The following is a 13,915-nucleotide window of genomic DNA, read 5'->3' as shown; positions in this document are numbered from 1 at the left end:
TACCCTAATAAAAACGCAATATGAACACGGCGTTTGGTTACACTAGTAAACAGATAGAAAGTGAAAGAATAAATGATGGCGGCCAAAAGGCCGCCATTTTAAATGGTTCATAAAAGGAGTGGTAGAAAAAATGATTCACATTTTACTGGCGGATGACGATGAGCATATGCGGCAATTAGTTCGTCACTATTTGCAGCTTGAAGGCTATATGGTTCATGAAGCAAAAGACGGAGAGGAAGCTTCGGGTCTGCTTGCTAAGCAGCACATTCATTTAGCGGTTGTCGATATTATGATGCCTCATAAAGATGGATATGAAGTTTGCGAAGAAATACGCAGCTACTATGATTTTCCCATTATTTTATTAACAGCAAAAGATCAGCTCGAAGACAAAGAAAAAGGCTTTTTAGCGGGAACGGATGACTATGTGACAAAGCCGTTTGAACCAAAAGAATTGATTTTCCGAATCAAAGCACTGCTTCGCCGATACGAAGTGGTAAATGAAAAGATGATCGTACTGAACAGCACCTCTATTGACCGAAAAAGCTATGAAGTGCACTGCAGCGGACGACTGTTCATTCTTCCAATGAAAGAATTTGAATTATTAGCTCAGCTCGCGAGCTATCCAGGAAGAATTTTCACAAGAGAAGAATTAATTCATCTGATATGGGGAGCGGATTTTAACGGAGATAACCGCACAATTGATGTACACGTAAAAAGGCTGCGCGAGCGGTTTGAACATACCGATGATTTTGTCATTACGACGGTTCGAGGCGTCGGCTATAAGCTTGAGGTGACGGCAAAATGAAGACGCTCTATTTGCGGATTGTCCTGACAACGATTGCTGTGATGGTATTTAGCAGTCTCCTCGCGTTTATTGTGGCGAACGTTTATTATCAGTACAGCTTAAAACCTTATAACGATCAAAAGCTTACGCGTATGGCAAAAGACATTGTGAGCTTTTACGAAAGCAATAGAGGCGTAGATCAACAGTCTTATTTACAGCATATTAGTAAACTTGGCTATCAAATATATGTAGTGGACAGCACTGGACATGAGACGTTTTACGGACGAGAGTTTAGAAACCAGCGCTTAGAAAAGAGTGCTGTCAAACAAGTGTTAGAAGGCAAAATGTATCACGGAATTGCAAACTTTCCTTCACAGGTGTTTGTGACGGGGTTTTTTGATAATGTGTTAGCTAATACCATCGGCGTGCCGTTAAAAGGAGAGGGTAACAAGCAGCAAGCGCTGTTTATTCGCCCTGATATTCAGCTGCAGTTCGGGGAAATGCGCATTTTTTTCTCGGTCATTTTACTGCTGATGATTGTATTAAGCATTTTGTTTGTACTTATTAGCACGCGTTATTTAGTAAAACCAATCGTCAAGCTAACGGAAGCAACAAAGCAAGTGGCGAAAGGAAAATACAACGTTGAGCTGTACGTAAAGCGCCGAGACGAAATCGGCGCGCTTGCTTCACATTTTTCCGAAATGGCTAAAAGTTTAGAGCAGCTTGAAGAGATGCGCCAGGAATTTGTATCGAACGTGTCACATGAAATTCAGTCTCCGCTGGCGTCCATTCAAGGGTTTTCGAAAACGCTCCGTTCTGCTGACCTTTCAGATGAACAAAGAAATGAGTATCTGTCTATTATTGAAGAAGAAAGCCGGCGCATGTCGTCCCTCAGCAAACAGCTGCTTACGCTTGCTTCACTTGATAAAGAAAGTGAGCATATCGAAAAAAGCACGTTTGACGTTGCAACTCAAATCAAGCAAGTGCTGTTCATGACGGAGTGGAGCTGGCGTGAAAAAGAATTGGCCATTGAAATGGATCTTCCTTCAACGATGATTTCAGGCGATCAAAAACTGCTTCATCAAGTGTGGACAAATTTGATTACTAACAGCGTAAAGTTCACGGAAGAAGGAGGAACGCTGTCTCTTCGCGTTGGTATGGAAGATACGTATTGCCACGTGGAGTTTCAAGATACGGGAATCGGTATGTCAAAAGAAAGCCTCCCGCATATTTTTAATCGTTTTTATAAGGAAGATAAAGCAAGAAGCCGGACGGAAGGAAGCAGCGGTCTTGGTTTAGCGATTGTGAAGCAAATTGTCGACATGCACGGAGGTTCCATTCACGTTGAAAGCGAAAAAGGAAAAGGCAGCACTTTTCACGTCTATCTTCCGAAAATGTAATGAGCCGTTCATCTTCCATTCATTTTCTGTTTTTATACTTTAAATAGAATGAAAAAAGGAGATGAAAGAAAGATGTTTTTGGCTTTACGTGAATTAAAACATGCGAAGCTGCGCTACTTACTCATTGGCGTGATTATGGTGTTAATTGTATGGCTTGTGCTTTTTGTATCAGGCTTAGCAAAAGGGCTTTCCTCTGACAATGCTTCAGCTGTTCAAGAAATGAAAGGAAATTACGTTGCGCTTCAAAAAGAAGCGGATCAGCGCCTGACGCGCTCTGTTTTATCAACAAACAAAACAGAAGATATTCAACAACTAAGGGGAAAGAAAAAAGCTGAGCCGCTTGGTGTGATGATGACAGCCGTTATAAATGAAGGAAAAGAGAAAAAAATAGACGCCTCGTTTTTTGCCATAAGCACAAGCGGCTTTTTAGCTCCGAACATAACGGAAGGGAAGATGATTACGGACGATGCGAAACATGAAGCCGTGGCGGACTCTTCGCTAAAAGAAGAAGGAGTAAAGCTAGGTGATACGATAAAAGATACGGCTTCAGGAAAAAGCTTTACAATTGTTGGTTTTACAAAAAATCAGTCGTTTAGTCACGCGCCTGTTATTCATATTAATCTTACAGAGTGGAAGACAATTGAAAGCACAGGTGCTTTTAATGCAGTCGTATTGAATATGAACAGCCAGCAAGCACAGACTCTTCAAAAAAAAGAAGCTGAAATCGATGTAATCAGTAAGGATGAAGCGTTAAAAGGAATTCCGGGTTATCAAGAAGAACAGGGCTCACTTTTAATGATGGTCGCGTTTCTGTTTATCATTGGAGCTTTTGTCTTAGCCGTTTTCTTCTACGTGATGACGCTTCAAAAAATGAATCAGTTTGGCGTGTTAAAAGCGATAGGAGCAAAAACAAGCTATTTAGCGCGAACGATTTTATCTCAAGTGGTTGTGTTAACTTTATGCAGTCTCGCTATTAGTATTGGATTGACATACGGAGTAGCTGCTATATTGCCTGATTCAATGCCATTTCACTTGGATTTATCGCTAATCGCAGGCTGCTCCGCGCTGTTTATAGCCGTTTCTGTACTGAGTTCATTATTGTCGCTGTATCGCGTAGCAAAAGTAGATGCGGTTGAAGCGATTGGGAGGGCTGTATAATGAGTGAAGAAAAATTAGTTTTAGAGAGTGTTAGCAAGTCGTTTGGAGACGGAGAAAACGCTGTAGTCGTGTTAAATGATCTATCGCTGCGTGTAAAAGCGGGAGAGCTTGTGGCGATTGTCGGTCCTTCTGGTTCTGGGAAAAGTACCTTTTTATCCATTGCTGGCGCGCTGCTTTCACCGTCTAGCGGACGTGTAATTATTGACGGAGACGAGATTAATAAAATGTCTCCATCACAAATGAACAGCATTCGTCTCAAGAAAATCGGCTTTATCTTTCAATCAGCTAATTTAATCCCGTATTTAACGGTTCGCGATCAGCTTCTTCTTGTCACGGAACTAGAAGGAAATCGAAATCAAGAAGCAAAAAAAAGAGCGGATGATTTGCTTGAAAAGCTCGGGCTTGCCCATCGAAAACATCACTATCCTGAAAGTCTATCCGGCGGAGAGCGCCAGCGGGTAGCGATTGCAAGAGCGTGGATGAATAACCCTGAAATTATCTTCGCAGACGAGCCGACGGCAAGCTTGGATTCAGAGCGAGGAAGAGCGGTCGTTCAAATGCTTGCAGATGAAGTGAAGCTAAGGGGAAAAGCGGCTGTAATGGTTACCCATGACCAAAGAATGCTGGATTTATGCGATCGCGTTGTGTGGATGGAAGATGGGAAATTAGTAGAATCAAATAGCGTGCAAGTCTAAAAAAGTGCTGCTCTTGACAAGAGCAGCACTTTTTTGCGTTCTTCATCATGTGCATATTTGTCGTCTCGGTTTGGCGCCTTCATACGTTCACTCCTTTATTAGTAAATCAGTTAGGTATTCATATTCCATTTTATTAAAAAGCGTGTATTGAAAATAAAGCAATGCTATTTAGAAAGTAAGAAACAGGAGATAACAGAACAATGAAGAAATAGTAAAAAGGTGATGAAATGATGAAGAAATGGAAGACAGCTGCAGGTGGACTTATCATAGCAAGCTTTACAGGATGTTCAAGCAGTGGATTTCTTGAAGAATTCCCGCCAAAAGCGTATCTCGAAGCAAGCAACCATCTTTATGAAACAAAAGTTGGCACTTACTGCTGGAAAAACACGTGTGTGGATAAAGCAGGCCCTTTAGAATTGTTAAAAACAGAACAGCCGATTAAAGTAAAAGCAAATGAATCGCTATCGCTTGTTATCAAGTATAAGCGGCAGCCCAACGAAAAGCATATGGCACAAATACAAAACAGCCATGAAGTGGAAATACCACTGAAGAAAAATAAGCTGAAAGCACCTTCTGAATCAGGCACGTACTACTACTCATATTCAGTGTGGTGGATGGATGAAAGTCAAAAAAATGTATCTAATGGAGATGCATCGTACGCGTTTGTATTGGAAGTGAAATAAGGAGAGAGCCTATGCAACCCCCTATTATTCTCATTGGACCTATATGCGCGGGTAAAACGACGGTTGGTGAAAAAGTAGCGCAAAAACTAAGTATTCCTCAGTGCTCAATGGACGAAGTGCGATTTTCTTACTAAGAGGAAATAGGTTTCAGCAAAGAAACACAGCAGGACATTCGAGAAAAACAAGGGTTTCAGGGTATGTACGCCTATTGGAAGCCGTTTGAAGCCTATGCCGTTAAAAGAATACTAGAAGAGTACAAACATGCGGTCATTGATTTTGGCGCCGGTCACTCGGTCTACGAAGACATGGGACTGTTTCAGCAAGTAGAAAAGATATTAAAACCTTATCAGTCTCTATTTTTATTGCTTCCCAGTGCTGATAAAGAAGAGTCCATACAACTATTACATCAAAGACTGCAGCAAATAACGGATGATGAAGATGTTTTTAAGCTTAACAAACATTTTGTAACGCATCCGTCAAATGAGCTGCTGGCAAAGCAAACAATTTACACAAAGGAAAAGTCGGCAGATACAGTAGCAAAAGAAATTATTTCATCTATATCGAAGGAGTGAAAGCAATGATTAAAAAAATCGGTCAAATTATGGTGTATGTAAACGATCAAGATCAAGCGGTAAAGTTTTGGACAGAAAAAATGGGATTTCAGGTTATGTCCGAACAAAATAATGAACAAGGCATGAAGTGGATTGAGCTAGCGCCGGTAGCGGGTGCTGAAACAACCATTATCCTTCATAACAAACAGCTAATAGCAAAAATGCAGCCGGAATTAAATGTCGGGACACCTTCGCTTCTGTTTTTTACGGAGAATGTGGATGAATTATATAGAGATTTAACTGCTAAAGGCGTAACGGTGGGAGAAATTGTATCGATGCCTTCAGGAAAAGTCTTTAATTTTTCAGACAGTGAAGGTAACTATTTTGCAGTTATGGAAAACGCGAATAATAAATAGAGCAAAAACAAAAAACACCGGGAGCATATATATTGTCTCGGTGTTTTACAGGCAAAGCAGGATAAGTTACTTTTCATTTTCATCTGCTGATTGGCAGTAGCAATACTATTCTTTATAAATTTACTCCTTTTCTTCATTATTTAACGCTATGATTGTATAAACGTGTATTAAGAGTCGCTTTAAGTTTCTAAAATTTAATAAGCCATTTCATAAATCAAGGAGTAATGCCTCTCATGATAAAATTAATAGGAGAAAAAGTGTTATTAAGAGAAGCGACACAGGAAGATGTTAATACGCTCTATTACTGGAAATACGAAGAGAAAAAACAAGAAGCGAAAAAATGGAATGCTCCGTACATACCAGATCGAAAGCTGACGAAAGAAAAGTATATGAATTCATGGGAAGAAGAGTATGAGATTTATCCATCAGTTCCCCGAATGCTTGCGGTTATTATTGATGAAATAGCTGTAGGAACGGTGAACTGTTACTGGGTGGACAAACGTACAAACTGGATGGAAACTGGAATTGTCATTTACGATTCAGACTATTGGAGCGGAGGATATGGATCAGAAGCTTATGGAATGTGGATCGACTTTTTATTTGAGTTTACACCTTTGCATAGACTCGGCATGTCTACGTGGTCAGGCAATATCAGAATGATCAAAACAGCGGCAAAAATAGGTATGAAAGAAGAAGCAAGAATCAGAGAAGCACGTATCGTAAACGGTGAATATTTTGATAGCGTCAAAATGGGAATTCTGCGAAGAGAATGGAACAAAAAGATGAAGCAGGAGCTCTAATACCCTTTGTGCTATGTTGTCATTGAACTAGGCAGTTTAGTTTGATATATCCTAATATGGGGAATAGAGGGAAAATGGGGACGTGTGAGATTTTTATATAATTTAAAACTTCTTCCTTCATGAACGGAAGAAGTTTTTCTTATGTGAAATCATGTCATATGTCAAATCTGGTATGTATAAGATAGAAAATAGGCAATATAGCTGTCCTCTCTCATACTACAAAAAAGTTATAGCCAAGCTGTGCGTATCTTTATGAAAGAATGCACTTATGGCAGAGAGAATGATAGTTGCGATGGAGGTAACTAAATGAACGTTGATGGAGAAAATAAAGTTCCTCATTTTTATTCACTGCGGTCTGTTTCGCAAAAATTATTTGAGGTTATTACCAAACAGCTGAATGTCAGCACAACGTACGTAACTAGAAGAGGAGAAACAGCGATGACGGTCCTCAGCTCATATAACGAGAAGGAAGAGATTATTCCTGAAGGATACAGCGTTGAATACGGAGGTACATACTGCCGCTTAATTATTATGAATGACGGAGACGTTATGCATACGGCAAATCTGATGAAGGATGCCGTTACAAGACAGCTAGAAGTAACGGATCAATTGCAGGTAAAAGGTTTTTTAGGTGTTACATTAAAAGATTTAAAAGGAAATGTATTTGGAACACTCTGTGTAATGGACAAGGAAGAAAAAGAATTTTCAGGAGAAGATATCGCTTTTTTACAATCAATGGCAGGTATCTTATCCCATATGATCGATCTGGATGAAACACGATATCAGATGGGATTTTTAAGCGTCCCAATTATTCCGATTACAGAGGGGGTTTCGATTCTTTCTCTTCAAGGTATTATTGATAAAGAGCGTGCGGATCAGATTATGACAGATGTGCTTCACGATGCAGCTCATAATGAAATAGATTACTTTATCATTGATTTATCGAAGCTGCTTCTGAGAGAAAAAGAGTTTCCGAATTTCTTCTTGAAAATGATTACAGCACTTCAGCTCATGGGTGCTCAAGCAGTTATAACAGGTGTAACCCCCACATTTGCGAAAGAGCAAACTAAAAATCATGATTTGAGAAACTTACAGTTAAAAGTCGTGAAAAATATTCAACAAGCTCTTCAATGTGTGGGGTATAACTTAATCAAAACATGAACCAAGCCTTGGCTCTATCAGCCAGGGCTTATTTTTGTGTATGTATATAATTCAATACGAAACGAAAAACAAGCTGGTATGCTCAGAAGCTGTGAAAGCATCAAATGCAGCATAAAGTGAATATAGATAAAGAATGTAGCTTCATTGAAGCCTTGCGTGATGATCATTACGCACCTTTTGGTGGTGTAAGAAATAGCCGGGGGAGAGACCTGTGTATGGCTGATGACCCTTTTTGCTGTATGCAAAAACATCATGGGGGGGAAATACATGCGAACAAACTTTAAAAGGTCCGCACAAACGGATGTGGATATGAGAAAGAAACAGCGGAGAACACTTCAGTCCACTTTAAACACAATAGGGATACTTATGTTTATTGGAATTTTGATCAGGTGGTGGACCGTGCCGTTCGCTATTAGTAAAGATCTCCGAATTTACTATAATCAAGATTTTCAAATGACATTGAACGAGTGTAAAGAGTTTCTTACGTTCGTTTTGTGCGCAGCAGGCGTGTATTTTATGTTAGTCAACGTCTACTTTTTAGGTAAGATAGGTAAAAAACTAGTCTATATCGTTCTTGTTTTACTTGCTGTTTTTAACCTCTATATGATGCTTATGCTTCTTGTCGCAGTGACGCATTAAAGTTAAAGTGTGAGTGTAGCTCAAAAAAAGAGGTCAACTTCCGGTGACTCTTTTGGATTGAGCTACGATTTTTCTATGTGAAAAACAGATAGATCTTCAGGCATCTTGATTAGCTGAGCTTCCATATTACTTCCACCTTTTGATATTTTCCCTTGGTACATATGCAAACATTATGTATGCTTTTACTTTCATACAATTCTATCAAATCCATTAAAGCAGATTTATTTTCTAAATTCAACTAAAAAGTATTTTCATTATTTTTCCATAAATTATCTAAGATAAGCGGCTATAGGGTTTAAAGAACAAAAGAAAATTGAAATGATTTTTTATGAGTTTTATATCTTGACGAAAAAATATTTCAGGAATAAGATAGGTTACATAAAGTAACGAATGAAAGAAAAGTTACTTTTTAAAGATTATATTTTTCCTAACAGGAGGAAGAGATATGGAAGCGATGACTTTTGTTTTATTCGGTTCAACAGGTGATTTAGCGAAACGCAAAATTTATCCTGCACTCTATAATTTATTTGTAGACGGGAAAATCCCTAAATCAATTTCTGTTGTAGGACTAGGCAGAAGGGAGATGTCCGACGCTGACTTTCAGGAAAAAGTAAAAGAGTCTATTCATACTTTTTCACGTCGCGTCGAAAAAGATTCATCTCTTATGCAGCATTTTCTTTCAGCTTTTCGCTACAGCCCATTGGATGCAACGAATGCTGAAGATTATAAAAAGTTGTTAAATCTAGTAGAAGCACGCGAAGAGGAACGAAACATTCCAAGCAACCGAATGTTTTATCTATCCGTTGCACCAGAATTTTTTGGTACGATTGCCGAGCATATTAAAGACAGTGGCTTAGGTGCTACAAAAGGTTGGAAACGGTTAATTATTGAAAAACCGTTTGGCCATGATCTACAGTCAGCTCGTCAATTAAACGAAAACTTAAGCAAAGCGTTTAAAGAAGAAGAGATTTACCGCATTGACCACTATCTTGGCAAGTCGATGGTACAAAATTTAGAAGCGCTGGAATTCGCTAATCCTATTCTTCAATCATTATGGAATAACGAACATATTGCGAATATACAAATTACAGCAAGTGAAACGGTCGGCGTAGAGGAAAGAGCAAGCTATTATGACCATTCAGGAGCCATTCGAGATATGGTTCAAAATCATATGCTGCAAATGCTGATGATGACGGCTATGCACTTACCGGCCCGCATTAGCGCTGATGATATTCGAAACGAAAAAATAAATGTGTTAAAAGCGCTTCGTCCGCTTGTAAAAGAAGATATGGATCTAGACGTTGTTCGCGGTCAATATGAGGCTGGAAAAATAAACGGGGCTTCAGTGCCGAGCTACATAAATGAGCCCGGTGTATCACCATCTTCTCAGACGGACACGTTTTTAGCAGCCAGACTATATATCGATAATTCGCTTTGGAACGGCGTTCCTTTCTACATTCGTACAGGGAAAAGAATGGCGGAAAAAGCGACGCGAATTGTTATTGAATTCAAAGACTCGCTAAAAGAGTTGTACTTAGACAAAGGAGAAACAACATCTCCAAATCTGTTGATCATTGAAATTAACCCGCACGAAAATATTACGCTGCAGTTAAACAGCAAAAATCCATTTAATCATGGTCATATTGAGCCTGTACAAATTAATTTTTCAGGTCAGCAAGAAGGAGCACCGGAAGCATATGAACGCCTTATTGCAGATGCATGCGCCGGAGATTCTACATTTTTTGCTCATTGGAAAGAAGTAGAGCTAGCTTGGGAATGGGTTCAGCCGCTTCTTGAAGCATTTCAGGAAAATACAGTGCCGCTTCACAAATATGCTGCTGGTTCATACGGCCCTGATGCATCACATGCACTGGTAGAAAAAGACGGCTTTAAATGGTGGTTGGATGAAGAAACAGCAAGTCAATCACGCGAAGTGCAGCCAGTTTAATACAAACAAAGCGAAAGAAGGATGACACATGAGTACCAACATAGATACACTCGCAGTTAATACGATTCGTACCCTGTCAATTGACGCGGTGAACGCAGCTAATTCAGGACACCCGGGACTTCCGATGGGAGCGGCTCCGATGACCTATGCGCTGTGGGCGAATCACTTACAGCATAATCCGGCAAATTCAAGCTGGTTTAACCGAGATCGTTTTATCTTATCAGCCGGTCATGGCTCAAGCTTGCTGTATAGCATGCTGAATCTAAGCGGATACAATGTATCAGTAGAAGATTTAAAAGGCTTCCGCAAGCTAAATAGTAAAACACCGGGTCATCCTGAATTTGGCCATACGGACGGCGTAGAAGCAACAACAGGTCCTTTAGGTCAAGGAATTGCAAATGCAGTCGGAATGGCAATGGCAGAAGCTCATTTAGCGGCAAAATTTAATAAACCAAATTTCTCTGTTATTGATCACTATACGTATACGTTAGTAGGCGATGGTGACTTAATGGAAGGCATTTCTTATGAAGCGATGTCAATGGCTGGCCATATGAAGCTTGGTAAACTTATTGCTTTATATGACTCCAACGATATTTCGTTAGACGGGGAATTAAATCTTTCATTTAGCGAAAATATCCAAAAAAGAGCGGAATCTGCAAACTGGCAGTATTTACGTGTAGAAGATGGAAATGACGTGGATGAAATCACAAGCGCCATCGAAAAAGCGAAACAGAACACGGAACAGCCAACACTCATTGAAGTGAGAACAATTATTGGCTACGGAAGTCCAAAAGTAGCGGGAACAAATAAAGCACACGGCAATCCGCTTGGAGAAGAAGAAGCAAAAGCAACAAAACAAGCCTACGGCTGGGACGCTGAAGAAAACTTCTATGTTCCAGAAGAAGTAAAAGCTCATTTTGAAAAGCTAGAAGAAAAAGGGATGAAAGCAGAAGCAGAGTGGAACGAACTGTTTGCTTCTTACCAAAAAGAATACCCTATGCTGGCAGATGAATTAGAACGTGCCATTACTGGTGAGGCACTAATTGAAGTGAATGATATTTTAACATTCTCATCGGAAAAAGCGATTTCGACGCGTGTTGCAAGCGGAGAAGCTATTAATTATTTCACTAAATCTGTGCCATCTATTTTTGGAGGCAGTGCTGATTTATCACATTCCACGATGACGGACATTAAAGAAGAAGGCCCTTACGCACCCGGATATTTCGGTAATCGAAATATTTATTTCGGCGTACGTGAACATGCAATGGGAGCGGCCGGTAATGGAATGGCCCTTCACGGCGGTGTGAAGCCGTTTGTCAGCACATTCTTTGTTTTTAATGATTACTTGCGTCCAGCGATTCGTTTAGCTGCACTGCAAAAGCTGCCGGTCACATATGTATTTACTCATGATTCCATAGCAGTAGGAGAAGATGGACCAACTCATGAGCCCGTTGAACATTTAGCTTCTCTTCGTGCAATTCCAGGGCTTACCGTAATCCGTCCGTCTGATGCAAACGAAACAGCAAGCGCTTGGGCTTACGCGCTTCAGCAAGCGGAAGGTCCTGTAGCCTTAGTGCTTAGCCGTCAAAACTTGCCTGTATTTGAAGAAACAAAACAAAATATCAACGACCTAGCTAAAGGTGCTTACGTATTAACTGAAACAGACGATAACCCGGAGATGATTTTCATCGCCACAGGTTCTGAAGTAGCACTAGCGGTCAGTGCAAAAGCTCAGCTAGAGCGTGAAGGTACATCTGTTCGAGTTGTAGCAATGCCTAGCTGGGAGCTGTTTGGCAAACAGTCAAAAGAGTATCAAGAGCGCATCTTGCCTGAATCTGTTTCAAAACGAATCTCTCTAGAAATGGGAATTTCACTTGGCTGGGAACGTTTTGTAGGACAGAAAGGAAAAGTGTTAGCTATTGACACATTCGGTGCTTCAGGAACCGGAGCTGATGTGATGAAGCTGTTTGGATTTACAGAAGAAAACGTAGTGGCACAAGCAAAAGAATTGCTAAAGGCTTAAACAATTAGACAAATAGAAGGAGCTGTTCACATGAAAGTAGGATTAGTTGGTTTAGGGAAAATGGGGATTAACTTAGGACAAAACTTATTGGATCAGCGTCATGACGTTGTAGCATTTGACGTAAATTCAAACGCAGTGGAACAAATGAAAGGGTACGGTGCGTCAGGAGTATCAAGCTTACAGGAGCTTGTTCAGTCATTAGAAACGCCAAGAGTCGTATGGCTGATGGTTCCTCATACGGTTGTTGATTCTGTTATTAGTGAAATATCTCCTCTTTTAGCTGAAGGAGATATCGTAATTGAAGCCGGAAACTCTCATTACAAAGAGTCTATTCGACGCTATAACGAGTTAAAAGAAAACAAAATTCGCTTTATGGACGTTGGAACATCTGGCGGAATGGAAGGCGCTCGTAACGGAGCTTGCTATATGATTGGCGGAGATCGTGAAGCGTGGGAAATTGTTGAACCTATCTTCCGCGATACAGCAGTAGAAAACGGATATCTATATGCTGGAGAAGCAGGGAGCGGCCACTTTTTAAAAATGGTTCATAACGGCATTGAATACGGCATGATGGCAGCAATCGGAGAAGGATTTGAAGTTCTTGAAAAAAGCCAGTTCGACTATGATTACGAAAAAGTGGCGAGAGTATGGAATAACGGGTCAGTTATTCGTTCATGGCTCATGGAATTAACGGAAAATGCATTCTCTAAAGATGCTAAGCTAGATGACATCAAAGGAGTTATGAACTCTTCTGGTGAAGGGAAGTGGACGGTCGAAACGGCTCTAGACCTTCAAACAGCTACGCCGGTTATTGCGATGTCTTTACTGATGCGCTATCGCTCGCTTGAAGATGATACCTTTACAGGAAAGGTAGTTTCCGCGCTTCGAAACGAGTTTGGCGGTCATGCTGTGGAAAAGAAATAACAAGTGAAATAGTGGGTATAGTAAAAAAAACTAATGGAGGAATGAAAAAATGAAATTTTTTATTGATACTGCAAACCTTGACGATATTAAAAAAGCATACAAAGTGGGCGTTTTATCTGGCGTCACAACAAACCCTTCTCTTGTTGCAAAAGAAGGCGTAAAGTTTGAAGATCGTATTGAAGAAATTTTAAAAACCGTTCCAGAAGTAGAATCCGTTTCAGCAGAAGTGACGCCGGATGCCGAAACAGCAGAAGACATGATTGCACAAGCAGAAGAATTAATCAAAATTAACGGCGGAGATCAAAACATTACGATTAAGCTTCCAATGACACTCGCTGGATTGGAAGCGACTCGCTACCTTGCTGAAAAAGGTGTAAAAACAAACGTAACGCTTATTTTCACTGTAAACCAAGCGCTTTTAGCAGCTCGTGCAGGTGCAACGTATGTATCTCCATTCCTTGGTCGCCTTGATGATATTTCAGAAGACGGCGTACAGCTTGTGGCTAAAATTGCCGAGCTGTTCCGCATTCAAAATATCGATTCTCAAATCATTGCGGCTTCTGTAAGACATCCGGACCACGTTACACGCGTAGCCCTTGCCGGAGCTCATATTGCAACCATTCCGTATTCAGTAATTGAGCAGCTTGTTAAACATCCTTTAACCGAACAAGGAATTGAAAAGTTTGCGGCTGATTGGAAAAACGCTGTTCAAAACTAAGTAAAAGATAAAGAA

General features: G+C 40.3%; 15 protein-coding genes. All 15 read left to right on the top strand.

Going from position 1 to position 13,915, the window contains the following annotated elements:
- The first annotated feature begins 130 nt into the window (after positions 1-130).
- The 15 genes from LJY09_RS16500 to fsa all read left to right on the top strand — a co-directional run bounded on the left by LJY09_RS16500 (position 131) and on the right by fsa (position 13,900).
- Positions 131-805 carry a response regulator transcription factor gene (locus LJY09_RS16500; protein ID WP_028414515.1) on the top strand — a complete coding sequence of 225 codons (675 nt, stop codon included), beginning with the start codon at positions 131-133 and terminating at the stop codon, positions 803-805.
- Complete coding sequence (locus tag LJY09_RS16495; RefSeq protein WP_028414514.1) at positions 802-2,184, top strand: sensor histidine kinase; 1,383 nt, start codon at positions 802-804, stop codon at positions 2,182-2,184. Before LJY09_RS16500 ends, LJY09_RS16495 begins: the two co-directional genes overlap by 4 nt.
- A 72-nt stretch (positions 2,185-2,256) precedes the next feature.
- Complete coding sequence (locus LJY09_RS16490) at positions 2,257-3,342, top strand: ABC transporter permease (RefSeq protein ID WP_028414513.1); 1,086 nt, start codon at positions 2,257-2,259, stop codon at positions 3,340-3,342.
- On the top strand, positions 3,342-4,037 hold the full coding sequence (locus LJY09_RS16485; RefSeq protein WP_028414512.1) for an ABC transporter ATP-binding protein: 696 nt from the start codon (positions 3,342-3,344) through the stop codon (positions 4,035-4,037). The genes LJY09_RS16490 and LJY09_RS16485 overlap by 1 nt, the downstream gene beginning before the upstream one ends.
- A 230-nt stretch (positions 4,038-4,267) precedes the next feature.
- On the top strand, positions 4,268-4,720 hold the full coding sequence (locus LJY09_RS16480) for a hypothetical protein (RefSeq protein WP_226313302.1): 453 nt from the start codon (positions 4,268-4,270) through the stop codon (positions 4,718-4,720).
- Positions 4,721-4,731: 11 nt separating this feature from the next.
- Positions 4,732-4,854 carry a hypothetical protein gene (locus LJY09_RS27695; RefSeq protein WP_266105040.1) on the top strand — a complete coding sequence of 41 codons (123 nt, stop codon included), beginning with the start codon at positions 4,732-4,734 and terminating at the stop codon, positions 4,852-4,854.
- 63 nt (positions 4,855-4,917) lie between these two features.
- A complete protein-coding gene (locus tag LJY09_RS16475) occupies positions 4,918-5,292 on the top strand; it encodes a hypothetical protein (RefSeq protein ID WP_228307333.1) in 375 nt (124 codons plus the stop codon).
- Between the two features lie 5 nt (positions 5,293-5,297).
- Positions 5,298-5,687 carry a VOC family protein gene (locus LJY09_RS16470; RefSeq protein ID WP_028414509.1) on the top strand — a complete coding sequence of 130 codons (390 nt, stop codon included), beginning with the start codon at positions 5,298-5,300 and terminating at the stop codon, positions 5,685-5,687.
- 233 nt (positions 5,688-5,920) lie between these two features.
- Positions 5,921-6,487, top strand: coding sequence for a GNAT family N-acetyltransferase (locus tag LJY09_RS16465; RefSeq protein WP_028414508.1), 567 nt, complete (start codon positions 5,921-5,923; stop codon positions 6,485-6,487).
- Between the two features lie 306 nt (positions 6,488-6,793).
- A complete protein-coding gene (locus LJY09_RS16460; protein ID WP_028414507.1) occupies positions 6,794-7,648 on the top strand; it encodes a GAF domain-containing protein in 855 nt (284 codons plus the stop codon).
- Between the two features lie 267 nt (positions 7,649-7,915).
- A complete protein-coding gene (locus LJY09_RS16455; protein WP_034328210.1) occupies positions 7,916-8,287 on the top strand; it encodes a hypothetical protein in 372 nt (123 codons plus the stop codon).
- Between the two features lie 445 nt (positions 8,288-8,732).
- Positions 8,733-10,235: a glucose-6-phosphate dehydrogenase gene (gene zwf, locus LJY09_RS16450; protein ID WP_028414505.1), complete on the top strand. Its 1,503-nt coding sequence runs from the start codon at positions 8,733-8,735 to the stop codon at positions 10,233-10,235.
- Positions 10,236-10,263: 28 nt separating this feature from the next.
- A complete protein-coding gene (gene tkt / locus LJY09_RS16445; protein ID WP_228307332.1) occupies positions 10,264-12,258 on the top strand; it encodes a transketolase in 1,995 nt (664 codons plus the stop codon).
- A 30-nt stretch (positions 12,259-12,288) separates the two neighbouring features.
- Positions 12,289-13,182 carry a phosphogluconate dehydrogenase (NAD(+)-dependent, decarboxylating) gene (gnd, locus tag LJY09_RS16440; protein WP_014459235.1) on the top strand — a complete coding sequence of 298 codons (894 nt, stop codon included), beginning with the start codon at positions 12,289-12,291 and terminating at the stop codon, positions 13,180-13,182.
- A 49-nt stretch (positions 13,183-13,231) separates the two neighbouring features.
- Entirely contained in the window at positions 13,232-13,900 is a 669-nt protein-coding gene (gene fsa, locus LJY09_RS16435; protein WP_099000382.1) for a fructose-6-phosphate aldolase, read from the top strand.
- The last annotated feature ends 15 nt before the right edge of the window (positions 13,901-13,915 follow it).

This window comes from Priestia sp. J2 (genome assembly GCF_020790095.1).
Classification (GTDB): Bacteria; Bacillota; Bacilli; order Bacillales; family Bacillaceae_H; genus Priestia; species Priestia zanthoxyli.
Note: the sequence above shows the minus strand (reverse complement) of the source record. Positions and strands in the feature narration are given on the sequence as shown.

What these genes read in the sequence shown, in the direction of transcription:
- LJY09_RS16500 (WP_028414515.1), top strand. Translation starts at nt 131, where the DNA reads ATGATTCACATTTTACTGGCGGATGACGATGAGCATATGCGGCAATTA.
- LJY09_RS16495 (WP_028414514.1), top strand. Translation starts at nt 802, where the DNA reads ATGAAGACGCTCTATTTGCGGATTGTCCTGACAACGATTGCTGTGATG.
- LJY09_RS16490 (WP_028414513.1), top strand. Translation starts at nt 2,257, where the DNA reads ATGTTTTTGGCTTTACGTGAATTAAAACATGCGAAGCTGCGCTACTTA.
- LJY09_RS16485 (WP_028414512.1), top strand. Translation starts at nt 3,342, where the DNA reads ATGAGTGAAGAAAAATTAGTTTTAGAGAGTGTTAGCAAGTCGTTTGGA.
- LJY09_RS16480 (WP_226313302.1), top strand. Translation starts at nt 4,268, where the DNA reads ATGAAGAAATGGAAGACAGCTGCAGGTGGACTTATCATAGCAAGCTTT.
- LJY09_RS27695 (WP_266105040.1), top strand. Translation starts at nt 4,732, where the DNA reads ATGCAACCCCCTATTATTCTCATTGGACCTATATGCGCGGGTAAAACG.
- LJY09_RS16475 (WP_228307333.1), top strand. Translation starts at nt 4,918, where the DNA reads ATGTACGCCTATTGGAAGCCGTTTGAAGCCTATGCCGTTAAAAGAATA.
- LJY09_RS16470 (WP_028414509.1), top strand. Translation starts at nt 5,298, where the DNA reads ATGATTAAAAAAATCGGTCAAATTATGGTGTATGTAAACGATCAAGAT.
- LJY09_RS16465 (WP_028414508.1), top strand. Translation starts at nt 5,921, where the DNA reads ATGATAAAATTAATAGGAGAAAAAGTGTTATTAAGAGAAGCGACACAG.
- LJY09_RS16460 (WP_028414507.1), top strand. Translation starts at nt 6,794, where the DNA reads ATGAACGTTGATGGAGAAAATAAAGTTCCTCATTTTTATTCACTGCGG.
- LJY09_RS16455 (WP_034328210.1), top strand. Translation starts at nt 7,916, where the DNA reads ATGCGAACAAACTTTAAAAGGTCCGCACAAACGGATGTGGATATGAGA.
- zwf (WP_028414505.1), top strand. Translation starts at nt 8,733, where the DNA reads ATGGAAGCGATGACTTTTGTTTTATTCGGTTCAACAGGTGATTTAGCG.
- tkt (WP_228307332.1), top strand. Translation starts at nt 10,264, where the DNA reads ATGAGTACCAACATAGATACACTCGCAGTTAATACGATTCGTACCCTG.
- gnd (WP_014459235.1), top strand. Translation starts at nt 12,289, where the DNA reads ATGAAAGTAGGATTAGTTGGTTTAGGGAAAATGGGGATTAACTTAGGA.
- fsa (WP_099000382.1), top strand. Translation starts at nt 13,232, where the DNA reads ATGAAATTTTTTATTGATACTGCAAACCTTGACGATATTAAAAAAGCA.